This is a genomic window from Desertibacillus haloalkaliphilus (genome assembly GCF_019039105.1).
In the GTDB taxonomy this organism is placed as follows: domain Bacteria; phylum Bacillota; class Bacilli; order Bacillales; family KJ1-10-99; genus Desertibacillus; species Desertibacillus haloalkaliphilus.
In genome coordinates this window covers 1-25,182 of the sequence record NZ_JAHPIV010000019.1, presented here as the reverse complement: position 1 = coordinate 25,182, position 25,182 = coordinate 1, and the positions used below count along the sequence as shown (strand labels likewise).

The following is a 25,182-nucleotide window of genomic DNA, read 5'->3' as shown; positions in this document are numbered from 1 at the left end:
AATCACAAGCCTTGTAAGGAGGTGCGATAATGTCCACGCCTAAATTGCATGTAAAAAAAGGAGATACGGTTAAAGTTATCTCTGGTAAAGATAAAGGAAAACAAGGTGTTATTTTAGAAGCTTTCCCTAAAAAAGGACGTGTTCTTGTTGAAGGAGTAAACATTGTTAAAAAACATGCGAAACCTTCACAAGATAACCCTCAAGGAGGAATCCTGAATCAAGAAGCAGCGATTCACGCTTCTAATGTAATGCCTGTAGATCCTAAAACAGGAGAACCAACTCGTGTTGGTTATAAAGAAGAGAACGGCAAAAAAGTACGTGTTGCGAAAAAGTCTGGTGAAATTTTAGATAAGTAACCAGGTGTTGAAAGGAGGTCAATCGTATGAATCGATTAAAAGAGAAGTATCAAAATGAGATCGTCCCTTCTCTAACGGAAAAATTTAATTATTCATCTGTAATGGCGGTTCCGAAAATCGAAAAAATCGTCGTTAACATGGGTGTTGGTGATGCGGTTACTAACGCTAAAGCATTAGATAAAGCAGTAGAGGAATTAACTTTAATTTCTGGTCAAAAGCCATTAATCACAAAGGCGAAGAAATCAATTGCTGGTTTCAAACTTCGTGAAGGTATGCCAATTGGTGCAAAAGTAACACTTCGCGGTGAACGTATGTATGACTTTTTAGACAAACTAATCTCTGTCTCTTTACCACGTGTACGTGACTTCCGTGGGGTTTCTAAGAAGGCATTTGACGGCCGCGGAAACTACACATTAGGTGTTAAAGAACAATTAATCTTCCCAGAGATTGATTATGATAAAGTTGATAAAGTACGCGGAATGGATATTGTAATTGTTACGACTGCTGATTCGGATGAAGAAGCAAGCGAATTATTAGTACAAATGGGAATGCCATTCCAAAAATAATCGGCGAGTAGCCGAAGAGGAGGGAAAACTTTGGCAAAGAAATCAATGATTGCTAAGCAAAAGCGTCGACAAAAGTTCAAGGTACAAGAATATACACGTTGCGAACGTTGTGGACGTCCTCATTCAGTCATTCGTAAATTTAAGCTATGCAGAATCTGTTTTAGAGAACTTGCATATAAAGGTCAAATCCCAGGCGTCAAAAAAGCTAGTTGGTAAGCCTAAGCACGGGAAGGAGGTAAAAACTGATGGTCATGACAGATCCAATTGCAGATATGTTGACTCGCATTAGAAATGCGAACACAGTACGTCACGAGAAGTTAGAAATCCCTGCTTCAAACATTAAAAAAGAAGTAGCTGAAATTCTTAAACGTGAAGGTTTCATCCGTGACGTTGAATATATTGAAGATAACAAACAAGGGATTATCCGTATTTTCTTAAAGTACGGCCCAAGTAACGAGCGTGTAATTACAGGTTTAAAACGTATTAGTAAACCAGGTCTTCGCGTTTATGCAAAAGCTACAGAAGTACCACGTGTACTTGGCGGCTTAGGTATTGCATTAGTATCGACTTCTAAAGGTGTAATGACTGATAAGGAAGCTCGTCAACAACAAATGGGCGGCGAAGTACTTGCGTACGTTTGGTAAGATTAACTGTTAAGGAATGGAGGTGGATTGAATGTCTCGCGTAGGTTTAAAACCAATCGAAATTCCAAGTGGAGTTTCAGTAACTATGGATAATGGTACGATTACAGTTAAAGGTCCTAAAGGAGAATTAGCTCGTACGATTCATGCAGATATCAAAGTAAATATCGGAGATGACGTGATCACTGTAGAACGTCCTTCTGATCACAAAGATCACCGTGCACTTCATGGTACTACACGTAGTATCATCAATAATATGATTGAGGGTGTTACAAAAGGGTATGAAAAAGCTCTAGAACTAATTGGTGTTGGTTATCGTGCGACGAAGTCTGGTAACAAACTAACATTAAATGTTGGCTACTCACATCCTGTTGAAATCACTCCTGAAGAAGGCGTTGAAATTGAGGTTCCATCTAACACGAAAGTTGTTGTTAAAGGAATCGATAAAGAACGAGTTGGAGCATTAGCTTCAAACATCCGTTCAGTACGTTTACCTGAACCTTACAAAGGAAAAGGTATCCGTTATGAAGGCGAGTATGTACGCCGTAAGGAAGGTAAGACTGGTAAGTAAAATGTTAACGGAAAGGAATGACGTTCAATGATTACGAAGCCAAACAAAAATGCGGCACGTAAGAAAAGACAAGCTCATGTTCGTCGTAAGATCCAAGGTACTGCTGAACGTCCTCGTTTAAATGTATTCCGTTCTTCTAAACATATTTACGCTCAATTAATTGATGATGTAAAAGGTGTAACTGTTGCATCAGCGTCAAGTTTAGATAAAGAACTTAATCTTGAGAACGGCGGAAATGTAGAGGCGGCTCAAAAAGTCGGTGAACTTATTGCTAAACGTGCGGTAGAAAATGGACATGAAGCTGTCGTTTTTGATCGTGGTGGATATTTATATCACGGAAGAATTGAAGCTCTTGCAGAAGCAGCTCGAGAAGCTGGCTTGCAATTTTAAAAACAAAGGAGGGATAATTCATGCGTTTTGACCCAAATACTTTGGAACTTGAAGAAAGAGTTGTTGCTGTCAATCGTGTAGCGAAAGTTGTTAAAGGTGGACGTAGATTCCGTTTTGCTGCATTGGTTGTCGTTGGAGATAAAAATGGTCATGTAGGTTTTGGTATGGGTAAAGCATTAGAAGTACCAGAAGCTATTCGTAAGGCCGTTGAAGATGCAAAGAAAAATATGATTGAAGTTCCTGTTGTAGGGACAACAATTCCACATGAAATCGTTGGACGCTTCGGTGCAGGAAATGTACTATTAAAACCTGCTGCTGAAGGTACTGGGGTTATCGCCGGTGGTCCTGTGCGTGCGGTATTAGAGCTTGCAGGTGTTGGTGATATCTTATCTAAATCATTAGGTTCAAATAATCCAATTAACATGGTTCGTGCTACAATCCAAGGCTTAACTGAACTAAAGAAGGCAGAAGATGTAGCAAAACTACGCGGTAAAACCGTAGAAGAATTGTTAGGATAGGAGGGAAATTAAATGGCTAAGAAATTAGAAATTACCCTCACTCGTAGTTTGATTGGTCGTCCTGAAGATCAACGTACAACTGTTAATACTTTAGGATTACGTAAAGTTAATCAGACTGTTGTTCAAGAAGACAATGCTGCGATTCGTGGAATGATTAATAAGGTTGGACACTTATTAACTGTCAAAGAAACGGAAGCTTAAGATATAAATCTATACAATAAGGAGGTGCCAAAATGAAACTTCATGAGTTGAAGCCTGCAGAAGGTTCTCGTAAAGAGCGCAATCGAGTGGGGCGTGGTCCTGCATCAGGTAACGGCAAAACTTCTGGACGTGGTCATAAAGGGCAAAAAGCTCGTTCAGGTGGAGGAGTACGTCCGGGATTTGAGGGTGGACAAAATCCGATCTACCGTCGTTTACCGAAACGTGGATTTACAAACCCTACACGTAAGGAATTTGCGATTGTGAATGTTGAAAAGTTAAATAGCTTCGATGCAAACACGGAAGTTACACCAGAACTACTTCTTGAAACAGGTATTGTAAGCAGTGCAAAGGATGGAATTAAGATCCTCGGTAACGGTAAGCTTGAGAAGAGCCTTACTGTAAAAGCTAACAAATTCTCAGCTTCTGCAGTAGAAGCTATTGAGGCTGCCGGTGGAAAAACTGAGGTGATTTAATGTTCCGAACGATCTCCAATATTATGCGCGTGGGTGATTTACGACGTAAAGTCATATTCACCCTGCTTATGCTCATTGTATTTAGAATTGGGAGCTTCATACCAGTTCCCGGTTCAAATCGAGAAGTCCTAGACTTCCATGACCAAGCAAATGCATTCGGTTTTTTAAATACATTTGGTGGTGGAGCATTAGGTAACTACTCGATTTTTGCTATGGGTATCATGCCTTACATTACAGCATCAATCATTGTACAGCTCTTACAAATGGATGTCGTACCGAAATTTGCTGAATGGGCGAAACAAGGAGAAGCAGGGCGGCGAAAGCTAGCTCAGTTTACCCGATATGGAACGATCGTTTTAGGTTTTCTTCAGGCACTTGGGATGTCAATTGGTTTTAACACGTTATTTCCAGGATTAATTCCAAACCCTAGTGTATCAATGTATTTGTTCATCGCTTTAATCCTAACGACTGGAACAGCCTTCTTAATGTGGCTCGGTGAACAAATTACAGCAAAAGGCGTAGGGAATGGAATTTCTATTTTGATCTTTGCTGGGATAGCTGCAGGTATTCCGAATGGAGTAAACCAGATATATGCTACCCAAATTGAAGATGCCGGCGAACAGCTATTTTTAAGTATTGTAACGGTTTTACTATTAGTACTTGCAGTACTAGCGATTATTGTTGGTGTAATTTACGTGCAGCAAGCACTTCGTAAGGTTCCAGTTCAATACGCGAAGCGCCTAGTTGGTAGAAATCCCGTCGGTGGACAATCGACGCATTTACCTTTGAAGGTTAATGCTGCGGGGGTAATTCCAGTTATTTTTGCTTTGTCACTATTTATTTTCCCACCAACGATTGCAGGATTCTTCGGTGAAGATAATGCAGTCACAAGTTGGGTTACGAGAGTATTTGATTATACTGAACCACTGGGAATGGTCATATACGCTGCATTAATTATTGGATTCACTTATTTCTATACGTTTATCCAAGTTAATCCAGAGCAGATGGCTGAAAATCTTAAGAAGCAAGGTGGATATATCCCTGGTATTCGTCCCGGTAAAACAACTCAAGTCTACTTAACGCGCATTTTATATCGTTTAACACTTGTTGGAGCTCTTTTCTTAGCTGTTGTTTCGATTATTCCAGTATTCTTTACAAGAATTATGGATCTTCCACCAGCTGTACAAATTGGTGGTACTGGATTATTGATTGTCGTTGGTGTAGCATTAGACACAATGAAACAAATTGAGAGTCAGTTGATTAAACGTCATTATAAAGGCTTTATTAAGTGATAAGGAATATGGGAGGTGTTCTTACCTTCCATGACCTTAAGTTGTTAAATCGGAGCGATGGAGGGGATAGAATGAACTTAATTTTAATGGGTCTTCCTGGTGCTGGTAAAGGTACACAGGCTGAAAGAATTGTTGAGAAATATAGTATTCCACATATATCAACCGGTGACATGTTTCGTGCGGCTATTAAAGAGGAAACAGAACTTGGTTTGAAGGCAAAGTCTTATATGGATGCTGGTGAGTTAGTTCCTGATGAAGTAACGATTGGGATTGTTCGTGATCGTTTGCAAAAGAGCGATTGTGAAAAAGGCTTTCTGTTAGATGGTTTTCCACGTACAGTGGCCCAAGCTGAAGCACTTGAAGAAATCATGTCTTCTTTAAATCGCAAGCTTGACTATGTGATCAATGTAGATGTTCCAGAAGAAATCTTAATGGAACGTTTAACTGGCCGTCGCGTTTCGCCTACATCAGGTAGAACGTATCATGTAATCTTTAACCCGCCAAAAGTTGAAGGTAAATGTGATGTTGACGGAAGTGAATTGATTCAACGTGATGATGATAAACCAGAAACTGTTAAGAAACGATTAGAGGTTAATGTGCAGCAAGCACAACCGTTAATTGACTTCTATTCAGATAAAGGTTATCTTCGTAACATCGAGGGAGATCAAGACATCGATAAAGTATTCGAAGATATTGATGAACTTCTGAAAGGATTACATGCATGATTATTAGTAAGACAAATCGGGAATTAGACATCATGCGAGAAGCAGGGAAAATTGTTGCTCTTACACATCAGGAGTTAAAGAAACATATTCAGCCTGGTATCACTACGAAAGAATTAGATGCCATTGCAGAGAAAGTGATTCGCTCACATGATGCGAGTCCATCTTTTAAAGGCTATGGTGGATTTCCTGGCAGTATTTGCGCTTCAGTAAACGAAGAATTGGTACACGGAATCCCTGGTGAAAAAGTTCTCAAAGAAGGCGACATTATTAGCCTAGATGTCGGTGCGTACTATAAAGGGTATCACGGAGATTCTGCATGGACGTATGCAGTTGGTGATATATCTGAAGAAGACCAAAAGTTAATGGACATTACCGAACAATCATTGTATAAAGGGTTAGAAGAAGCAAAGCCGGGTGAAAGATTATCAAATATCTCTCATGCGATTCAAAGCTTTGTCGAACCATATGGTTTTTCGATTGTTCGAGAATATGTTGGTCATGGTGTTGGTCAAGAACTGCACGAGGATCCACAAATTCCTCACTTTGGTCCTCCAGGTAAGGGGCCGCGCTTAAAACCTGGGATGGTTTTAGCGGTTGAACCTATGGTTAATGCTGGTAGTCGTCATGTGCGTACACTAGCTGATAACTGGACAGTAGTAACGACTGATAGTAAAAATTGTGCACACTTTGAACACACAATTGCTATTACTGAATCTGGTTATGAAATTTTAACAAAAGCCTAATTGAAGGTGATGTTTACATGAAGGATCCTGAATCGAGTCCTGAAGTCGGTCAGGTTGTCAAAGTTTTAAAAGGTCGAGATGCAGGTGATTATAGTGTGGTTATCTCTATTAGCGATGGACGTTTTGTTCAAATTGCAGATGGTGATAAACGCAAAGTTGATCGCGCTAAGCGAAAAAATCTTAGCCATCTAGAGCTTACTGATCATGTTTCACCAGAAGTAAAGAATAGCATTGAGGAAACCGGGCGAGTTACCAATGGTAAGTTGCGTTATGCACTGACAAAATATTTAAATCAACAAAACGGTTTACTGAAGGAAGGAGAGTAAATTCATGGCCAAAGAAGATGTTATTGAAGTAGAAGGAACTGTTATTGAACCACTTCCAAATGCGATGTTTCGTGTAGAACTCGAAAACGGTCATAAGATTTTAGCACATGTATCTGGAAAGATTCGTATGCACTTTATCCGTATTCTACCGGGTGATAAAGTAACAGTTGAACTTTCTCCGTATGATTTAACACGTGGTCGAATCACTTATCGTTATAAGTAATTATAAATTATGTGAGGTTAATGAATCGTTAATCTTATCGGCTAACCACCATTAAATATTAATGACGGCGCTCCATAGTATAAGGAGGTAAAAGAACATGAAGGTAAGACCATCAGTCAAACCTATTTGTGAAAAGTGTAAAGTTATCCGCCGTAAAGGTACGGTTATGGTGATTTGTGAAAACCCTAAACACAAACAAAAACAAGGATAAAAATTAAGGAGGTGTGCACTAAATGGCACGTATATCTGGTGTAGATATCCCTCGTGATAAACGAGTAGTTATCTCATTAACATATATTTTCGGTGTTGGTAAAACAACGGCTCAAAAAGTACTTGCAGAAGCGGGTGTATCTGAAGACACACGTGTACGCGATCTTACTGAAGAAGAACTAGGTAAAATCCGTGGAGTACTTGACACGTATAAAGTAGAAGGTGACCTTCGTCGTGAAGTTTCACTTAACATTAAGCGTCTAATCGAAATCGGTTCTTATCGTGGTATTCGTCACCGTCGTGGCTTACCGGTTCGTGGACAAAATTCTAAAAACAATGCACGTACGCGTAAAGGTCCACGTCGTACTGTAGCTAACAAGAAAAAATAAGTAAAGGAGGTAAAATCGAATGGCTAAAAAAACAAACACACGTCCAAAACGTCGTCAGAAAAAGAATGTTGAGTCAGGGATCGCTCATATCCGTTCTACATTCAACAACACGATTGTTACAATTACTGATGTACAAGGGAATGCAATTTCTTGGGCAAGTGCGGGTGGCCTAGGTTTTAAAGGTTCTCGTAAATCAACGCCGTTTGCTGCACAAATGGCTGCAGAAACAGCTGGTAAAGCAGCAATGGAACAAGGAATGAAAAATATTGAAGTGTCAGTTAAAGGTCCTGGCGCTGGTCGTGAAGCAGCAATCCGTTCACTACAAGCTGTTGGGCTTGAAGTAAGCATGATTCGTGATGTTACGCCTGTTCCTCATAATGGCTGCCGTCCACCAAAACGTCGTAGAGTATAATTTTTCATACTTCTTGTATAGATTTCCTTAAAGTGTCAATAATGGGTAAGACGAGATTTCCCTGTTTGAACGGTTCTTACGATTATTGACTAATTAGGTTGTATACGGTTGGGAACTGCCTAATGGGGAATTCCGGTTAGGCTATCCTGACAGTCTACCGGAGTTCGACGTTTTGAAGGAGGGTTTGTTTAATGATTGAAATAGAAAAGCCAAATATTGAAACGGTTGAGATAAGCGAAGATGCTAATTATGGGAAATTTGTTGTTGAGCCGCTTGAACGTGGGTATGGAACAACTTTAGGAAACTCCTTACGTCGTATCCTCTTATCATCACTTCCTGGTTCTGCAGTAACGAATGTACAAATCGATGGGGTTTTACATGAGTTCTCTACCATTGAAGGTGTTGTAGAAGATGTAACGACAATTATTCTTAATTTAAAGCAATTAGCACTGAAAATTTATTCTGATGATGTAAAAACATTAGAAATTGATGTGCAAGGCGAAGGGATTGTTACAGCTAATGACATTACACATGATAGTGATGTTGATGTCTTAAACCCTGATCTTCATATTGCTACTTTAGGACGAGGAGCTCACCTTCGCATGCGCTTAACAGCTAAACGTGGCCGTGGATATGTTCCTGCAGATGGAAACAAAGATGAAGACCAACCGATTGGGGTTCTTCCAGTTGATTCGATTTATACACCCGTTTCACGTGTGAACTATCAAGTTGAAAATACACGTGTAGGTCAAATAACAAACTATGATAAACTTACCCTTGATGTATGGACTGACGGAAGTATACGTCCGGAAGAAGCTGTTTCTCTTGGTGCAAAAATTTTAACTGAACACTTAAACATCTTTGTAGGTCTAACTGATCAAGCACAGAATGCTGAAATCATGGTTGAAAAAGAAGAAGATCAAAAAGAAAAAGTTCTTGAAATGACAATTGAGGAACTTGATCTTTCTGTTCGTTCTTACAACTGCTTAAAGCGTGCTGGAATTAATACAGTTCAAGAGCTTACGCATAAGTCAGAAGAAGACATGATGAAGGTTAGAAACCTAGGGCGCAAGTCATTAGAAGAAGTCCAAGAAAAACTTGGAGAACTTGGTTTAGGATTAAGAAAAGAAGAATAGATATTCTTCAATTTCATGTGTTTGATTGAGGTATGATCTATACTATTCCGAAAAAAGGAGGGAAACTCTAATGTCATACGCAAAATTAGGACGTGATAGTGCAGCTCGTAAAGCATTATTTCGTGACTTAGCTACTGATTTAATTATCAATGAAAGAATTGAAACAACGGAAGCAAAAGCAAAAGAATTACGCTCAATTGTTGAAAAGATGATTACACTTGGGAAGCGCGGAGATCTTCATGCAAGACGCCAAGCTGCAGCATTTATCCGTCGTGAAGTAGCTGATGAAGATGCAGGTCAAGATGCAATTCAAAAGTTATTCTCTGATATTGCACCTCGTTATGAAGATCGTCAGGGAGGATATACACGTATTCTTAAAGTAGGTCCTCGTCGTGGTGACGGTGCAAACATGGCTATTATTGAGCTAGTATAACAACGATTGATAGAGGTTGTTTAAAAAGGTGCTAAAATTCACTATACATCTTTGCGTGTTCGACTATGAGTGCTTTTCAAAAGCAGTCGGTTATCCTTTGAGTCAGCGCCTGATTGTAAGTGTCTTTAGCCCTTTTTTAAACACTTTTGTACTTATTAAAGGGCAAGGTTAGGATCTGAGGACAGATACTGAATCTAAGCCCTTTTTTTATGTGTAAAAGGGGTGCGGAAGACCTAAAAGGAGAGCTAGTGGAGTTGACATATTTGCACCAATTTGTATTAGGTTTAGATCCGTATTAAATGAGAGGAAAACGTTACTTTTGAGAGCTAGTTGACCTCATGTTTTATAGTTGTCAAAGTTTTTGTAAGGGATTGAGGCGCTGATGAATGAACTTGTGGCTGTAAATGATGTTACATTTACGTATAATGGTGCTAACGTCCCGGCGTTAGATGGACTTGATCTATCAATCGCTGAGGGTGAGTGGGTTGCAGTTGTTGGTCATAATGGTTCAGGTAAATCAACCTTAGCGAGAATGTTGAATGGTCTTCTTCTTCCCGATAAAGGCTCTGTTCAAGTTAAGGGTTATGACACATCAGACCCCGAGGCGCTATGGGAGATTAGAAAGCATGTAGGAATTGTTTTTCAAAACCCTGATAATCAAATGGTTGCTACATTAGTGAGAGATGATATTGCTTTTGGCCTTGAAAACCTAGGTGTCAATCGGGAGGAAATGAATGAGCGCATCGATACTAGCCTAAAGAAGGTGAATATGAGTGCCTTTATTGACCACGAACCGCATCGTTTATCTGGTGGACAGAAGCAAAGGGTTGCCATTGCTGGGATTTTGGCTATGCAGCCGTCGCTATTTGTCTTAGATGAAGCTACGTCAATGTTAGATCCGATAGGGAGAAAAGAAGTGATTGAAACAATGCTCGACTTAAATAAAAATGAGCAGATGTCTGTTGTTTCAATCACTCATGATTTGAACGAAGCAGTGCTTGCTGACCGAATTATTGTTTTAAAGCAAGGAAAAATCTTGCTTCAAGGCACCCCAGAAGAAGTGTTTGAACATAGGGAAACATTAGTTGAAGTTGGACTAAATCTTCCTTTTACGGTTCAACTCCGCGAAGAGTTGCGACTGTTGGGTGTGCAAGTGTCATCTACAGGGCTAACACAAGAGGAATTGGTGGATGAATTATGGACATTACATTCAAAAATGTAGAACATAGGTATATGATTAATACACCATTTGAGCGACTCGCACTTGATGATATCAATCTATCAATTAAGTCTGGATCTTTTATTGCTATTATTGGGCACACAGGATCCGGTAAATCAACGTTAATGCAGCATATGAATGGTTTATTGAAGCCGACGAACGGAGAAGTGTCGATCGGTGATTTTTGTATTGAGGCAAATAAAAAAAATAAAGACTTAAAAGCTCTTCGTCGACAAGTAGGCATGGTATTTCAGTATCCGGAACATCAGTTGTTTGCTGAGACGGTTGAAAAGGACATCTCGTTCGGTCCTGTAAACTTTGGTGTTAGCGAATCAGTGGCAACGAGAAGAGCCAAAGGGCTCTTGCCACAGGTTGGGCTTTCAACTGACATTTTGGAGAAGTCGCCCTTTGACTTAAGTGGTGGACAAATGAGGCGAGTAGCGATTGCTGGGGTACTTGCAACTGAACCGAGTGTATTAATCTTAGATGAACCAACAGCTGGATTAGATCCGCAGGGGCACAAGGACATGATGGAGATGTTCTATAACCTTCACCATGAAAAGAAAATGACGACAATTTTGGTCACTCACAATATGTTAGATGCTGCCCTGTATGCTGATTACATCTATATGATGAAGCAGGGGAGTGTTTATATGGAGGGCACTCCAGAAGAGATATTCCAAGAAACAGATCAGTTGCATGAAGTGGGACTAGATCTTCCGGAAACGATTGCGATTCTATTGCAACTAGAAAAAAGGTTTAAAATTAGCATACCTCGGCATGGTTTTACAGTGAAGGATGCCGCTGTTGCAATTAAGCATTTACTCGATAGCAAAAAGAGGAATTAATATGTTTCAAAATATTATTATTGGTCAATATGTTTCTAAGGAATCAGTGATCCATCGACTCGATCCGAGAGCAAAGCTTGCAGCGATCTTCATACTCGTTATTATTACCTTTTTAGCAAACAATTGGCTATCTTATGGAATACTTGCTAGTGTAGCTGTGGTTGCTATTTTGCTCTCAAAAGTCCCGGTTCGTTTTATTTATAAAGGGTTAAAGCCGATTTTTATTATTATTATATTTACTTTTTTACTTCATCTTTTACTAACAAAAGAAGGGGAATTAATCTTTACAGTCGGGTGGTTTGAGGTCTATGAAGGAGGGATCATGCAAGGGGCGTTTATTTCTTTGCGCTTACTATTACTTGTGATGATTACTTCTCTGTTGACACTAACGACAACACCGATCGACCTTACAGATGGGTTAGAGTTTATGTTGAATCCATTAAAGCGGGTCGGGCTACCTGCTCATGAGTTGGCACTGATGATGTCAATTGCATTGCGATTTATCCCGACGTTATTACAAGAAACAGAGAAGATTAGTAAAGCACAGATGGCCCGCGGTGTAGATTTTACGACAGGGCCCTTTAAAGAACGAGCAAAGGCAATAATCCCGTTGCTGATCCCTTTATTTATAAGCTCATTTAAACGTGCTGAAGAGCTGGCATTGGCGATGGAATCGCGAGGGTACCGAGGAGGAGAGGGACGGACGAAACTACGCCAGTTGCAATGGCGGAGAAATGATACTGTTCTCTTTATTTTTATCCTAGTTATCGCTATTATTTTATTAATTTTACGGTTATAAAGCAGGTGGAAGACATGCAACGAATTAAGTGTGTGATTTCTTATGATGGGACTCAATTTTCAGGTTATCAAATTCAACCGAATGCGAGAACGGTACAAGAATCAGTTCAGGATGGGTTAACAAAAATTCATAAGGGCAATAAGGTTGTTGTACATTCATCTGGGAGAACAGATGCTTCGGTTCATGCTGTGGGGCAAGTGATTCATTTTGACTCACCGCTTGCGATTCCAGAAGAGCGCTGGCCACTAGCGCTTCAAGCCGTCACCCCAGATGATATTGTTATTCATTCTGCTACCTATGTATCAAAAGATTTCCATGCTCGTTATAGCGCGGAACGAAAAGAATATCGGTATCGTATTTTACGTCGGTCTGAACGTGATGTATTTCGCCGTCATTATACGTATCATTATCCGTACCCATTAGATGTAGAGGCGATGAAGAAGGCTACAGACTTGTTAAAAGGCACTCATGACTTTACATCGTTCTGTACGCCACGAACAGAGGTCATAGACAAAGTTCGAACAATCTATGAGGTTGAACTGTATGAAACGGAAGACGAGTTAGTCATGCGTTTTGTTGGTAATGGTTTTTTGTATAATATGGTGAGAATTCTAGTTGGAACATTGCTAGAAGTAGGGAATAAACAAAGGCATCCCGATGATATAAAAAATATTTTAGAAGCTAAGAGAAGAGAGTCAGCTGGAAAAACAGCACCAGGTCAAGGGTTATATTTATGGCGGGTTGAATATAACAACTGATCCTTGTGTAACAAAACATTGACATGGGTGTTTAAATGTTATAATATGAACTATGGTAATTCTAAAAACCCACTAGCCCCGGGTTTCGGAATGTTTCAAAAGACAACGGATATAAATAAAATTTGAAAGTGAACGTTTTAGGAGGGAAAATCATGCGTACGACATATATGGCAAAGCCAAACCAAGTTGAACGTAAATGGTATGTAATTGACGCTGAAGGTCAAACTTTAGGTCGTCTTTCAAGTGAAGTTGCCTCTATCCTTCGTGGTAAACATAAACCTACATTTACTCCACATGTGGATACAGGAGATCATGTTATTATTATTAATGCAGAAAAAATTGAGTTAACAGGTAATAAAGCTAAAGATAAAGTTTACTACCGTCACACTGGACATCCAGGTGGAATTAAGTCAATCACTGCTGGTGAGTTACGTGAAAAGAACCCAGTGCGATTACTTGAGAAATCTATTAAAGGTATGCTACCTAAGAATACACTTGGACGTAAACAAGGTATGAAATTACATGTCTATGCAGGCAGTGAGCATAACCATCAAGCACAAAAACCAGAAGTTTACGAACTTCGTGGATAATTTATAAGGAGGGTATTACTTTGGCACAAGTACAATACTACGGTACTGGTCGACGCAAGAATTCTGTTGCTCGTGTACGTTTAGTTCCTGGTGATGGAAGCATCGTTATTAACGGTCGTCAGTTAGATGAATACTTTGGATTAGAAACTTTAAAATTAATCGTTAAGCAACCACTTGTTGAAACTGAAACAGAAGGACAATACAATGTTCTAGTTACTGTTAATGGTGGAGGATACACAGGACAAGCTGGAGCAATCCGTCACGGTGTAGCTCGTGCATTATTACAAGCTGATCCTGAGTACCGCGCAGCACTAAAGAGCGCTGGTTTCTTAACACGTGATGCTCGTGCGAAAGAACGTAAGAAATACGGTCTTAAAGCAGCACGTCGTGCACCTCAGTTCTCAAAACGTTAATACAGGCGTTTCAAGGCTCTCAAACCTTTTGGTTTGGGGGTCTTTTTTATTATGAAAAGGGTACGGAGTGCGCCGCAAGGATGGACAATCGGCAAAGTTGGCTTACTCGCGCCGCCTTAGATTGGAACTAGAAGTAAAAGCACGGAGTAAAAAAACGCTGATGACTACAATTGATTTCTTGAATTAGAAGAATAGGGACTCGCATTTGAGAAACAATAGGTTTGTCAGTACATTCGCGACAAAGTTAGCTTTCATAATGGTTGAACCAGTTACATTATGTAACCTATGATTAAAACAGTTAGTTATTATCATTTTTTATGAAAGGGAGAAATAAAGTGGCGCAATCAAATATTAAAGTTAAAGTACAGAAGTTTGGTAACTTCCTGAGCTCAATGGTTTTGCCGAACATTGGTGCTTTTATAGCTTGGGGATTAATTACAGCATTATTTATTCCAACAGGTTTCTTTCCGAATGAAACCCTTGCTGCCTTAGTTGGTCCAATGGTTACCTACCTGTTACCTTTATTAATCGGTTACACGGGCGGTAAGCTTGTTCATGATCAACGTGGTGGAGTAGTTGGTGCAATTGCTACAATGGGGGTCATTGTTGGGGCACCAGATACTCCGATGTTTTTAGGTGCCATGGTGATGGGACCATTAGGAGCTTATGTCATAAAAAAATTCGACCAAGCGATTGAAGGAAAAGTAAGGTCTGGATTTGAGATGCTCGTTAACAACTTTTCTGCTGGAATTCTTGGTGGTATCCTTGCCGTACTGGCGCTCTTAGGAGTTGGTCCGGCGGTTAATGCTTTTACAGCCGTACTTGTTACAGGTGTTGACTGGCTGATTGATGCGGGGTTATTGCCATTAACGAGTATTTTAATCGAACCCGCGAAAATTTTATTTTTAAATAACGCGATTAATCATGGTGTGCTAACACCAATCGGTTTGGAGCAGGTACAGCAGGCTGGAAAGTCAATTTTATTCTTGCTAGAGTCAAATCCGGGACCTGGTCTAGGCGTACTTTTAGCTTTCATGTTGTTTGGTAGAGGTACTGCTAAACAATCAGCCCCAGGAGCAGCGATTATTCACTTCTTTGGTGGAATTCATGAGATTTACTTCCCGTATGTTCTAATGAAACCAATGCTTCTTGTTTCTGTTGTCGCTGGTGGAATGAGTGGAGTCTTTACATTAGTCTTATTAGGTGGAGGACTGGTTGCACCGGCATCTCCAGGAAGTATCCTAGCGATTACAGCGGTCACTCCTCCAGAAGGAATGGCTTATGTAGCAAACTTTGCAGCTGTCATCGTAGCAGGTGCGGTATCATTCATAATTTCAGCAATCGTGTTGAAAACAAGCAAGAAACAAGACGAGGATATTAATCAAGCTGCGCAGAAGATGGAACAAATGAAAGGTAAGAAAAGCTCTGTAGCTGGGCAGGTATCTGCTGAGAATCCAGGAAAGCTACCAGGAGAAGTTAATAAAATTGTTTTTGCATGTGATGCTGGTATGGGTTCAAGTGCGATGGGGGCTTCATTACTTCGTAAAAAGGTTAAAGAAGCTGGATTGGATATATCGGTTACGAATACAGCAATTAGTAACCTTCCAGCTGATGCTCAAGTTGTCATTACTCAGGAAGAATTGACACCTCGTGCTACGAGCAAACTACCAGATGCATACCACATTTCAGTTGATAACTTCTTATCAAGCCCTGAATACGACAAACTAATCGCAACTCTACAAGGTGGTATCACTGAAGAACAAGCCGAGCTTGTCGAGGAATCTGAGAAAGATGCAGTTGATGTCGAACCAAACATGGATGAAGATGATGATCTATTGCTAGAGGAGAACATCTTTATCGGTCAGGAGTTTGCTACAAAAGAAGAAGCGATCCGATTTGCGGGAGAAGCGTTAGTTAAGGCTGGATACGTAGAAGATAGCTATGTTGATGCAATGATTGAACGAGAGGGAATTACAACAACTTACATGGGCAATAATGTAGCAATTCCACATGGGACTGAAGAGGCGAAAAAAGCCGTGATCAAATCTGGTTTTACAGTTATTCAAGTACCAAATGGAGTAGAATTTAACGGGGAAAAAGCCAAAATGATCTTCGGAATTGCTGGAAAAGATGGAACACACTTAGAGATCCTTTCAGGAATCGCAGTCATTTGTTCAGAACAAGAGAATGTAGATCAAATGGTACAAGCTAAAACCGCAAAAGAATTAAAGGATATCATCAATAGTAAATAAACAAACAAATAAGAAAGGCGGGGACTCCTGCCTTTCTGTTCTTCTTTTTACACGGTTTTCTAATGTAATAAAAGCGCTTATAAAAGAAATGAGTGGAAAGAATGTTTATTACGTCAAGGGAAAAGGCTATCATCGATTTAATTGTTCGAACGTCAAAAAACCATACCGTTCACACTCTAGCTTCATTCTTAAACGTTAGTGTGAGAACAATTCAAAGGGATTTAAAATCTGTTGATAAGGTTTTAAGACAATTTGAGTTAACGCTAGAACGTACCGATCATGATCGATACTTTATTAAAGGCAAAAATGAACATATTTATAGATTAATGCAACATTTAACGGGTGTTAGTCCAACAGATGAAAGCCCTGAAAAAAGAAAGTTGAGTTTGTTACTAATCTTATTTCATGAAGGGCCTACGTTTAAAAAGCAAGTGCTTGCGAATCAGTTAGGAATTAGCTCAGCAACGTTAACGACTTATATGGATGATTTGGCAGGTTGGTTGAGTCATTCTTCAATTATCCTTACGAGAAAAAGAGGGGTAGGAATAGAGCTAATAGGAACTGAAGCTAACAAACGCCATGCTCTTGCTAGCTATTTTTTAGTCTACTTTTATGAGGATTTAATTGAAAGCTTATATTTGATGCAAAAAGGAGATCAAATTGCTGAACAAGTGTTAGGTTATTTTTCTCCACAATACCTAGCTGTCGTTGATCAAGTTGTTAGTCAAAGGCTGAACAAGGGACAACTCAAACTAATTGATAGTGATTATGTAGGACTTATTGTACATATTTGTATAGCCATTCAGCGAACGGAGAACAATTTTGACTTGGAGAACAAACCGCAATCAGACGAAGAGCGTACCTATGAACATAAGTTAATGGAAATGATTTGTGAGAAGCTGCAAGAAAAACTATCGGTTGAGATCATTGATAGCGATATCGCTTTCTTGACCATGATATTATCAGGTTCGAAGGTCGGTGTAGAAGATGTCGTATATTATGACAGTATATTACTAAGCCGGATGATTCAAAATGTTATCCAGGATGTCTCATCCAAGCTTCTTGTCGATTTATCGGATGATTTTTCTTTGTATCAAGGCTTATTGGCACATATGGAGCCTTCGATCTTCCGCTTAAAACAGAAGATGGATTTGTTTAACCCTTTAACAGAAGAAATCAAAAAGAAGTATCCTGTTTTATTTATAGCAGTAAGACAAAGTCTCGAAAAGGAGTTTACGGACATTAGCTTTCCAGACGAGGAAGTTGCTTTTATCGTTCTTCATTTTGGTTCGGCTCTGCTAATGAATGAAGAGAACGTGAGGATCAAGGCTGTGGTTGTTTGTCCTACAGGCATTGGAGCCTCTAAAATGCTCGCTAGCCGTATCAAGAAAGAGTTAGTCGAGATTGCTGCTATCGATATTTTGTCGATTAAAGATTTTCAATCTGCAAATCTTAATGAATATGATATTGTCATTTCAACGATTCGACTTCCATTTACAGATGTTGATTATATTCTTGTAAGCCCGTTGTTAAGTGAAAAAGATATCGGTTTTATTCGAAATTATTTACAGACGAACTTAGAGAGTGTAACAAGCAAAAAACAATATTTAAACCCTGAGAAACCGCAGGAGGCCGTAACGAGAAGAAACCAGTTAAATGTAAATGACCTGTTGCAAGAAATTAAAGATGTTCATTCGAGTATGGACGCGATTCTAAATAATCTAAGGGTTTATCGATTACCTGATGCTCGGGACCACTGGAAGGTTCTAAGAGACATGGTCGGAGAAGCTGAAGAAGTTGGTTTAGTTAAAAATACGGATGCTGTGATTAAGCAGTTAGAGGAAAGAGAGCGCAAAGGTGGTCTAGGTATACCCAACACAAATATGGGTCTGTATCATTGTAGTGATGAAAGTGTTCAGGAACTACTATTCCAAGTTGCTCATTTAGGTCAGCCTAGTACAATTAAAGGGATGGATGGAGAGAAAATACAAATGAAAACGGTTCTTCTCATGTTGGCACCTAAGAGCATGAGTAGTAGAGAAAAGGAAATACTTAGTATCATCAGTACAAGCTTGATTGAAAGTGATGCGACGATGATCATATATTCATCTTCAAACAAAGCAATGATACGAAAGAAGTTGGAAGATTTGTTTTTAGATTACCTACAAAATAACTTGATAAAGGAATGATGATGTTGAAGCAAACCGTCCACTTTGGAGCAGGAAACATAGGTAGAGGTTTTATAGGAGCATTATTTTCTCAGTCTAACTATCATGTAACATTTATTGATATAGCCGAACAGATCATTAACAAATTAAATGAGGAAAACAGTTATCAAGTAAAATTAGCGACTGAACAGGAAGAGGTAATGCAGGTTGATCATGTGTCTGGATTAAATAATATGACCCAAGAGAATGAGGTAGTAAAAACGATTCAAGACGCAACTTACGTAACGACAGCTATTGGTCCAGACATTTTGCCACGAATTGCACCATTAATTGCTCGTGGGATAGCGGAGCGCGTTGTTAAAACCGAAGAAAAGCTATATGTGATTGCATGTGAAAATCAAATCGGAGCAACTGACATTTTAAAGAAGCATATATTAGATCATCTAAACGAAGAAATAAAGGGATTATTGGAAGGAAGGGTCTACTTCTTTAATTCCGCTGTTGATCGTATTGTGCCAATTCAAAATCAAGATTCACTAGATGTGTTAGTTGAGCCTTACTATGAATGGGTTGTAGAAACGAAGGAAAGTATTCCTCCTGTCAAAGGCATGAAAATTGTTGAGGATCTTGCCCCGTTTATTGAACGAAAATTATTTACTGTAAACACGGGTCACGCAGTTATTGCTTACCTCGGATACATTGAAGGTAAGGAAACGATAGATAAAACGTTAGCAGATCCAGAGATTGCAAATCAGGTCGAAGAGACTCTTAAGGAGACGGGTGCTTATTTAATTAAACGCTATGCAATGGATGAAGTAGAGCATTTATCTTATATTAATAAGAACATTGACCGCTTTAAAAACCCTTATTTGAATGATAGTGTAACGAGAGTAGGAAGAGCACCAATTCGTAAGTTAGGGCCTGAAGACAGATTGGTTCGTCCAATAACAGAGGCATACAAAGAAGGGCTATCCTATTCAAATTTAGCCAAGGCGATTGCTGCTGCACTAATGTTTGATGACCCTGAGGATAAGCAAGCAGTTGAGCTGCAGGGGATGATTGAGGAGAACGGAGTAGCAGCTGTCTTGAAGTCTGTAAGTAACCTTAACGAAGATAGTGAAATTACAAAAGAAGTGATTCGCCAATATGAAATATTAAAGGGATAATAGTATACTTGGAAAGATTGAGGATGGGACAAAAGGTAAAAACGAACCTGTTGTCCTATCCTCTTTAAAATTTTTCTGTACCTTTACATCTGCACTTTGTATACTGCCCCACCTAAAAATCTTGAGCTCCCTTTACTGGTTAGTTTCAACAGTATTTCCATTGCATGAGGTTGGAATATTTGCTTGATACTAAACGAAAAAAGGAAGAGGTGAGTAGGGATGACAGTTATTACAACGTTTGCGGAGAAGCAAAGAAAGAAGCGTTGGTTATTTGAACGGAAAGTCCTCCGAGAGTTGTCATTAAAAGAAATAAGTGAAGGCGTGAAAGAGCATTTTAAATATTTATTTCCAACCCAATACTTACGTCATCCATTCTTAGAAGATCCATGTATTGATATAGCGATTGATGCCTATTTATTAGGTGCTGAATTTAGCCGTTTTGGTTATTACGGTGAAACGATGAATCAGGTGCGGAAGCGGTGTTTTCCTGATATTCATGAGTTAATTAGTTCACTGTTTGAGCTATTACAAGGGTGGACATATCAAGCAGATTTTGTTGCGGATTCGCTATTTGTCGCTGTTGAGACGTATGTGTATCACTGGTGGGAAAAAGGCTTTAGTGAGGGTGAAAAAAGATATAGGCTCCGCCTTCATTAAATTCATTTCATAAAATTCCCCTTGTCCCTATATATATAATTAGAAGCTATATAGGAGGGGAAGAGATGGAGAAGTGGCTGAAAGGTGGAGCTTTTGCTCTCGGGGTTGTCACCTTGTTATTCATTATACAATATCAGTTTTTAAGTAATGATTCTTGGTCTACATGGCGCTTACCGTTATCGGGTAAAGTGATTATTTTGGATCCTGGCCACGGTGGTGTTGATGGGGGGGCAGTATCTAAAAGTGGTCTACTAGAAAAGGATGTTACATTGGATATTAGTCTTCAATTACGTGATTATTTACAGGAAGCAGGGGCATTGGTGTTAATGACCAGAGAGGAAGACCAAGACCTTGCTGATGGAGATTTGCAAGGGATCCGCAATCGTAAAGTCCAAGATTTAAAACGACGTGTTCAATTAGTGAATGAGTCGGATGGTGATATGTTCGTTAGTGTCCATCTTAATGCGATACCTTCACCGAAATGGAGAGGTGCACAGACCTTCTATAATCGAGCGATAGAAGAGAATGAACCTTTGGCAAAATTTGTACAAGACGAGATTAGACGAAACCTAGAAAATACAAATCGCTCCGCAAAGCCAATTGGAAGTGTCTACTTATTAAAACGAGCCCAAATACCTGGGGTACTTATTGAAGTTGGCTTTTTATCGAACCCAAGTGAAGCAGAATTGCTGGAAACGACCGAATATCAGCAAAAAGTTGCCGCCTCGATTTATCAGGGGATTTTACGCTATCATACCGATGAACCTATACCATCCTCATAATTTTACGTTGAATTCAAAGACTTCCTAAAGTATTCAAACATCATGTTATGCTATACTAGGGATGTAATTGAATTGACAAAGGATGGTGTCTAGATGTTAACTGAAGGACAAGTTTTGGATGCGTTAAAGGACGTAATCGACCCCGATTTAAATAAAAGCATTGTTGAAACTGATGGCATTCGTGAGATGAAAATTAAAGACAGCAATGTCAGCGTGAAGATCGCATTAGCAAGAACAGGAACACCAGAGCAAATGCAGCTTCAACAGCAAATTGTAAACGCTGTTAAAGGAGCGGGGGCTGAGTCTGTTGGATTACGCTTTGAACAATTATCAGATGAAGAAGTGAAAAAGCATGGTGGTGCCGATACTCAGTCACAACCTGGAGGAGATTCGTTACTATCTGAAGGGACAAAAACAACCTTTATCGCTGTAACGAGTGGTAAGGGTGGTGTTGGTAAGTCAACAGTGTCAGTGAACTTAGCGACAACGCTTGCCCGCCTTGGGAAGAAGGTCGGTATTATTGACGCTGACATTTATGGTTTCAGTGTACCGGATATGATGGGGATTGAAGAGCGCCCTAAAGTGGTCGGAGAACGAATTCACCCTGTAGAGCGATTTGGTGTTAAGGTTATTTCTATGGGCTTCTTTGTCGAAGATAATGCTCCAGTTATTTGGCGTGGTCCGATGCTAGGTAAAATGTTAAATAACTTTTTTAGTGAAGTAGAGTGGGGAGAATTAGATTACTTAATCCTTGACCTTCCACCGGGAACTGGAGATGTTGCGTTAGATATTCATACGATGCTTCCGCACAGCAAGGAGATCATTGTGACGACACCACATGCAACAGCTGCATTTGTAGCGGCTAGAGCAGGAGCAATGGCGATTAAGACACACCATGAAATCCTAGGTGTCGTTGAGAATATGTCATACTTTGAAAGCAAGCTTACTGGAGAACGTGAATATGTGTTCGGACAAGGTGGCGGTGAGCGGCTTTCAGAAGAGTTGAAAACAGAAGTACTTGGCCAAATACCATTAGGACAACCAGAAATTGATGAAAAGGATTTTGCTCCATCCGTTTATGGTAAGGAACACCCAATTGGTCAAATTTATAGTCAGATTGCAGAACGAATTATAGAAAAAGACCAGAAATAAGAAAAAAGCTCCTCATTTGAGGAGCTTTTGCTTTAACTGCCGCCACCTCCACCGTCACCGCTACCTTCGCCTTCTCCTCCTTCGTCCTCTTTTTTCATTTGTTCCTCAGCTACTTTTGAAAGAATTTCATTAACTTTGGCGGTGAAAAATGGACTTTCGAAGGCGTCTGACATGACAGTCATAACTTGTTGGCGATATTCTTTTGTCTTCATAATCTCTAAAAATTCTTCTTCCATCTCTGGTGCTTTTAGAATGTCGGTCATCATTGCTTGGTATTCAGGATCTTTCATAAGTGATTTTAACAAACGTTCATTTTCTTCTTGAATTGTTTCAGCAAATGTTTTTGCAAATTCAGGATCTTGCATCGTTTCTTGCCAAAATTGCTTTCCCTCTTCAGATGTTAATGTGTCTTGGATCGTTTGTTTTACAAGGGCTTGATCCATAATCAATTCTTTTTGTACCTCTTCATCACTAATAACCTCTTGAACTGCCTGCTTTCCATCATCAGTTTTCAACATATCAACCATCATATTTTTCGTGCTTTCATAATCTGGTGAGCCGTTATTCCCTCCATCATCTGCTGCGGCACACCCGACAATTACTGAGAATAAAGTAGAAATGATGAGCAGTTTCACAATTTTTCGCATACCCTCTGCTCCTTTCAACCATTTTGTCATTAATATGAAATATTTAGCGAAAAATTATACATTGCGACTGACTGTGCCTAGCTTTTTAGAGCTGTCATTGGTACAATCGAAATTGCAATAAAGTAATAATTTTGGAGGAACAACAACGTGAATAGTCGTAAAGTTGTTTATTTATTTTTTTCAACACTTTTAGTTGGTTCAATAAGTGGGGTTATTGTCGGACTTGTGATTGACTGGTCGACCTATACAGGCGAAGGTTTTATGAATTTCTTTGTTGGACTGATCTGGTTGCTTGGAATTAGTGCAACGTTTAGTTTAATTAGTCAGATGGGCTTCTTCGCCTATTTAACCGTTCATCGTTTAGCGTTAGGTCTTTTTAAGTCGCATAGACTCTGGAATCGTGTACAAGTTTTACTTATCGCATTTGTGATTTTTGATTTAGTATATTTTCGTTATGTAGCCTTTGCCACTGAAACTGAGACAATCTTTGGCTATATGATTACACCTGCCTTTTTATTGATTTATGGTTTGATTGTTGCTTACTTGAAAAGTAAAGATACTCATCAAGGAGCCTTTATTCCCGCGTTGTTTTTTATCATCGTAATCACAACGGTTGAATGGGTGCCTGCACTTACAGTTAATGACCCTAAGTGGCTATGGTTATATTTTGCGCCATTGCTTGCAGCAAATACATGGCAACTTTTAATTTTACATCGTTTAACTGGAGTTAATCAGAAAGAAGGTTGATCTTTAATAGAAGATCAACCTTCTTTTTTTAGTCGATTTCTTCAGTTTTTGTGTCTGTACTTGCAATTAATTCGCTTATCGTAACGAACTCATATCCTTCATTTTTGAGTTGATCAATGATAATTGGTAGAGCTTTATGTGTCTGTTTTACTGAGTCAGATGCATGCATTAAAATGACTTCACCAGGATCGACCTGTTGTAAAACATTGTCAACAATTTGATCAACACCGGGATTTGTGTAATCTTTAGAATCTATGCTCCAGTGTGCAATTGTATATCCTTCGGCATCGGCAAGGTTTAAAACATCCTTATCAAAATTTCCGTTTGGTGGCCGTAGTAATGTCGGATTATCATCAATCATTTCAGATAGAATGTCATGACTTGTACGTATGTCACGGCGGATTTTCTGATCATCCCATCCAGGATAGTCTTTATACTGAAACCCGTGATTTCCAACTTCATGGCCATCCTCTACGATGCGTTCAACGACATCAGGGTGCCGTTCAGCCCATGCACCTGAAAGGAAAAAAGTTGTGTTTTCTACGTCTCGATCCTTTAATACATCTAAAATTGGAAGTGTTCGATTATCTCCCCAACTAATGTTGAAGGTAAGAGCAATTTTTTTTTCTTCAATATCAGCTTTGTAAAATGCCTGTGGGCCTTCTGAAGTAGAGAAGACCATCAATTGATCGCGCTCGACGTAAAGTAATCCTGCGGTAAAAAAGGCGGCAATAAGAATAATTGATAGCTGTTTTATCTTTTTCCCATTCCAAACCCAAATAAATTTCATAAGTAACCTCCCTGTCCAAATCCTCTAAGATAACTTTATGCACAGGGAAAATGTATATGAATAAAATTGGACATTGTGGAAAATAATCATAGGAGTTACTTTTTTAAGATAATGTCAAGGGGTGATGAATGTGCTAGGATTTCTTTTGAATCATAAAGAGGCGCAAGAGATTGAGTATTTGTTAAAGAAGGAGATGGAGGAACTGTTATTAGATTTAACGGATCCGAGAATCGATGATGTAGTCAAGCGAGCAATGGAAGAGAAGTATCAGATTACGTTTGGGATTTACCGTCGTGTTGCATCACCGAAAGATTGCGCAAAATATATCCGTTATAAATACGACAAAAAATCGTATTAACTTAAAATAGTATGTATAATAAAAGTTGACTTTGGTCAAGCTTGTTGATAGGATGATTGACAAATAGTTCATTCAATCAAAAAAAATTATTAAAAACAATTTGACATCTCATACTAGTTATGGTAAATTGTTAATTGTCGTCAACACGACATGGTTGTTCTTTGAAAACTGAACAAAAAGCCAAGCGAAAAAGAGATACATGATATCTCGTCAATTATTATTTTTGAGCTA

35 protein-coding genes are annotated in these 25,182 nt (G+C 39.3%); 33 read left to right on the top strand and 2 right to left on the bottom strand.

Annotated features, from left to right (window positions below):
* Positions 1–44: 44 nt before the first annotated feature.
* The 31 genes from rplX (at position 45) to salA (ending at position 22,409) form a co-directional block, all read left to right on the top strand.
* The gene (rplX, locus tag KH400_RS18530) at positions 45–356 is read left to right on the top strand and encodes a 50S ribosomal protein L24 (RefSeq protein WP_217227318.1); all 312 of its coding nucleotides are present in this window, start codon (positions 45–47) and stop codon (positions 354–356) included.
* 26 nt (positions 357–382) lie between these two features.
* Positions 383–922: a 50S ribosomal protein L5 gene (rplE, locus tag KH400_RS18525; RefSeq protein ID WP_217227233.1), complete on the top strand. Its 540-nt coding sequence runs from the start codon at positions 383–385 to the stop codon at positions 920–922.
* Positions 923–952: 30 nt separating this feature from the next.
* Entirely contained in the window at positions 953–1,138 is a 186-nt protein-coding gene (gene rpsN, locus KH400_RS18520) for a 30S ribosomal protein S14 (RefSeq protein WP_217227231.1), read from the top strand.
* A gap of 29 nt (positions 1,139–1,167) precedes the next feature.
* Positions 1,168–1,566 (top strand): 30S ribosomal protein S8, encoded by a 399-nt coding sequence (gene rpsH / locus KH400_RS18515; protein ID WP_217227229.1) that lies wholly within the window; start codon positions 1,168–1,170, stop codon positions 1,564–1,566.
* 31 nt (positions 1,567–1,597) lie between these two features.
* Positions 1,598–2,134, top strand: coding sequence for a 50S ribosomal protein L6 (gene rplF, locus KH400_RS18510; RefSeq protein WP_217227226.1), 537 nt, complete (start codon positions 1,598–1,600; stop codon positions 2,132–2,134).
* 27 nt (positions 2,135–2,161) lie between these two features.
* Entirely contained in the window at positions 2,162–2,524 is a 363-nt protein-coding gene (rplR, locus tag KH400_RS18505; RefSeq protein ID WP_217227223.1) for a 50S ribosomal protein L18, read from the top strand.
* 20 nt (positions 2,525–2,544) lie between these two features.
* A complete protein-coding gene (gene rpsE, locus KH400_RS18500; protein ID WP_217227221.1) occupies positions 2,545–3,042 on the top strand; it encodes a 30S ribosomal protein S5 in 498 nt (165 codons plus the stop codon).
* Between the two features lie 12 nt (positions 3,043–3,054).
* A complete protein-coding gene (gene rpmD / locus KH400_RS18495; RefSeq protein WP_217227219.1) occupies positions 3,055–3,243 on the top strand; it encodes a 50S ribosomal protein L30 in 189 nt (62 codons plus the stop codon).
* A 32-nt stretch (positions 3,244–3,275) separates the two neighbouring features.
* Positions 3,276–3,716, top strand: a complete 441-nt coding sequence (rplO, locus tag KH400_RS18490; protein ID WP_217227217.1) for a 50S ribosomal protein L15 — start codon at positions 3,276–3,278, stop codon at positions 3,714–3,716.
* Positions 3,716–5,008 carry a preprotein translocase subunit SecY gene (secY, locus tag KH400_RS18485; protein ID WP_217227215.1) on the top strand — a complete coding sequence of 431 codons (1,293 nt, stop codon included), beginning with the start codon at positions 3,716–3,718 and terminating at the stop codon, positions 5,006–5,008. The genes rplO and secY overlap by 1 nt, the downstream gene beginning before the upstream one ends.
* Positions 5,009–5,079: 71 nt before the next feature.
* Positions 5,080–5,733 carry an adenylate kinase gene (locus KH400_RS18480; protein ID WP_217227213.1) on the top strand — a complete coding sequence of 218 codons (654 nt, stop codon included), beginning with the start codon at positions 5,080–5,082 and terminating at the stop codon, positions 5,731–5,733.
* On the top strand, positions 5,730–6,476 hold the full coding sequence (gene map, locus KH400_RS18475) for a type I methionyl aminopeptidase (protein ID WP_217227211.1): 747 nt from the start codon (positions 5,730–5,732) through the stop codon (positions 6,474–6,476). Before KH400_RS18480 ends, map begins: the two co-directional genes overlap by 4 nt.
* Before the next feature lie 17 nt (positions 6,477–6,493).
* Complete coding sequence (locus KH400_RS18470) at positions 6,494–6,802, top strand: KOW domain-containing RNA-binding protein (protein WP_217227208.1); 309 nt, start codon at positions 6,494–6,496, stop codon at positions 6,800–6,802.
* Positions 6,803–6,806: 4 nt separating this feature from the next.
* Positions 6,807–7,025 (top strand): translation initiation factor IF-1, encoded by a 219-nt coding sequence (gene infA, locus KH400_RS18465; protein WP_010896341.1) that lies wholly within the window; start codon positions 6,807–6,809, stop codon positions 7,023–7,025.
* Between the two features lie 97 nt (positions 7,026–7,122).
* Entirely contained in the window at positions 7,123–7,236 is a 114-nt protein-coding gene (gene rpmJ / locus KH400_RS18460; protein ID WP_003322638.1) for a 50S ribosomal protein L36, read from the top strand.
* Between the two features lie 22 nt (positions 7,237–7,258).
* Positions 7,259–7,624, top strand: a complete 366-nt coding sequence (gene rpsM / locus KH400_RS18455; RefSeq protein WP_217227206.1) for a 30S ribosomal protein S13 — start codon at positions 7,259–7,261, stop codon at positions 7,622–7,624.
* Between the two features lie 19 nt (positions 7,625–7,643).
* Entirely contained in the window at positions 7,644–8,036 is a 393-nt protein-coding gene (gene rpsK, locus KH400_RS18450; RefSeq protein WP_217227203.1) for a 30S ribosomal protein S11, read from the top strand.
* 191 nt (positions 8,037–8,227) lie between these two features.
* The gene (locus KH400_RS18445) at positions 8,228–9,172 is read left to right on the top strand and encodes a DNA-directed RNA polymerase subunit alpha (RefSeq protein WP_217227200.1); all 945 of its coding nucleotides are present in this window, start codon (positions 8,228–8,230) and stop codon (positions 9,170–9,172) included.
* 70 nt (positions 9,173–9,242) lie between these two features.
* Positions 9,243–9,605 carry a 50S ribosomal protein L17 gene (rplQ, locus tag KH400_RS18440; RefSeq protein WP_217227197.1) on the top strand — a complete coding sequence of 121 codons (363 nt, stop codon included), beginning with the start codon at positions 9,243–9,245 and terminating at the stop codon, positions 9,603–9,605.
* A gap of 382 nt (positions 9,606–9,987) precedes the next feature.
* On the top strand, positions 9,988–10,827 hold the full coding sequence (locus KH400_RS18435) for an energy-coupling factor ABC transporter ATP-binding protein (RefSeq protein ID WP_217227195.1): 840 nt from the start codon (positions 9,988–9,990) through the stop codon (positions 10,825–10,827).
* Positions 10,803–11,672 (top strand): energy-coupling factor ABC transporter ATP-binding protein, encoded by an 870-nt coding sequence (locus KH400_RS18430; RefSeq protein ID WP_217227192.1) that lies wholly within the window; start codon positions 10,803–10,805, stop codon positions 11,670–11,672. Before KH400_RS18435 ends, KH400_RS18430 begins: the two co-directional genes overlap by 25 nt.
* A 1-nt stretch (position 11,673) precedes the next feature.
* Positions 11,674–12,471 carry an energy-coupling factor transporter transmembrane component T family protein gene (locus tag KH400_RS18425; protein WP_217227191.1) on the top strand — a complete coding sequence of 266 codons (798 nt, stop codon included), beginning with the start codon at positions 11,674–11,676 and terminating at the stop codon, positions 12,469–12,471.
* A gap of 14 nt (positions 12,472–12,485) precedes the next feature.
* On the top strand, positions 12,486–13,229 hold the full coding sequence (gene truA, locus KH400_RS18420) for a tRNA pseudouridine(38-40) synthase TruA (RefSeq protein WP_217227189.1): 744 nt from the start codon (positions 12,486–12,488) through the stop codon (positions 13,227–13,229).
* Between the two features lie 152 nt (positions 13,230–13,381).
* Positions 13,382–13,819 carry a 50S ribosomal protein L13 gene (rplM, locus tag KH400_RS18415; RefSeq protein ID WP_217227187.1) on the top strand — a complete coding sequence of 146 codons (438 nt, stop codon included), beginning with the start codon at positions 13,382–13,384 and terminating at the stop codon, positions 13,817–13,819.
* A 20-nt stretch (positions 13,820–13,839) separates the two neighbouring features.
* Positions 13,840–14,232, top strand: coding sequence for a 30S ribosomal protein S9 (rpsI, locus tag KH400_RS18410; RefSeq protein WP_217227185.1), 393 nt, complete (start codon positions 13,840–13,842; stop codon positions 14,230–14,232).
* Between the two features lie 335 nt (positions 14,233–14,567).
* Positions 14,568–16,484 (top strand): PTS mannitol transporter subunit IICBA, encoded by a 1,917-nt coding sequence (locus KH400_RS18405; protein WP_312889265.1) that lies wholly within the window; start codon positions 14,568–14,570, stop codon positions 16,482–16,484.
* Between the two features lie 101 nt (positions 16,485–16,585).
* Positions 16,586–18,673, top strand: coding sequence for a BglG family transcription antiterminator (locus KH400_RS18400; RefSeq protein ID WP_217227181.1), 2,088 nt, complete (start codon positions 16,586–16,588; stop codon positions 18,671–18,673).
* Positions 18,674–18,678: 5 nt separating this feature from the next.
* Positions 18,679–19,818 (top strand): mannitol-1-phosphate 5-dehydrogenase, encoded by a 1,140-nt coding sequence (locus KH400_RS18395; protein ID WP_217227316.1) that lies wholly within the window; start codon positions 18,679–18,681, stop codon positions 19,816–19,818.
* Positions 19,819–20,037: 219 nt separating this feature from the next.
* Positions 20,038–20,475, top strand: coding sequence for a YbaK family protein (locus KH400_RS18390; protein WP_217227179.1), 438 nt, complete (start codon positions 20,038–20,040; stop codon positions 20,473–20,475).
* 65 nt (positions 20,476–20,540) lie between these two features.
* Positions 20,541–21,257, top strand: coding sequence for an N-acetylmuramoyl-L-alanine amidase CwlD (gene cwlD / locus KH400_RS18385; RefSeq protein ID WP_217227177.1), 717 nt, complete (start codon positions 20,541–20,543; stop codon positions 21,255–21,257).
* 93 nt (positions 21,258–21,350) lie between these two features.
* Positions 21,351–22,409, top strand: coding sequence for an iron-sulfur carrier protein/transcriptional regulator SalA (salA, locus tag KH400_RS18380; protein ID WP_217227175.1), 1,059 nt, complete (start codon positions 21,351–21,353; stop codon positions 22,407–22,409).
* 32 nt (positions 22,410–22,441) lie between these two features.
* On the opposite strand, the gene gerD is transcribed toward salA, so the two are convergent.
* Positions 22,442–23,056, bottom strand: coding sequence for a spore germination lipoprotein GerD (gerD, locus tag KH400_RS18375; protein WP_217227173.1), 615 nt, complete (start codon positions 23,054–23,056; stop codon positions 22,442–22,444).
* A gap of 147 nt (positions 23,057–23,203) precedes the next feature.
* Here gerD and KH400_RS18370 point away from each other — a divergent pair, with 147 nt between their 5' ends.
* On the top strand, positions 23,204–23,803 hold the full coding sequence (locus KH400_RS18370; RefSeq protein ID WP_217227171.1) for a KinB-signaling pathway activation protein: 600 nt from the start codon (positions 23,204–23,206) through the stop codon (positions 23,801–23,803).
* Between the two features lie 28 nt (positions 23,804–23,831).
* Here the strand turns inward: KH400_RS18370 and pdaB are convergent, their stop codons facing one another.
* A complete protein-coding gene (gene pdaB / locus KH400_RS18365; RefSeq protein WP_217227169.1) occupies positions 23,832–24,593 on the bottom strand; it encodes a polysaccharide deacetylase family sporulation protein PdaB in 762 nt (253 codons plus the stop codon).
* A 130-nt stretch (positions 24,594–24,723) separates the two neighbouring features.
* Here pdaB and KH400_RS18360 point away from each other — a divergent pair, with 130 nt between their 5' ends.
* Entirely contained in the window at positions 24,724–24,951 is a 228-nt protein-coding gene (locus tag KH400_RS18360; protein WP_217227167.1) for a hypothetical protein, read from the top strand.
* The last annotated feature ends 231 nt before the right edge of the window (positions 24,952–25,182 follow it).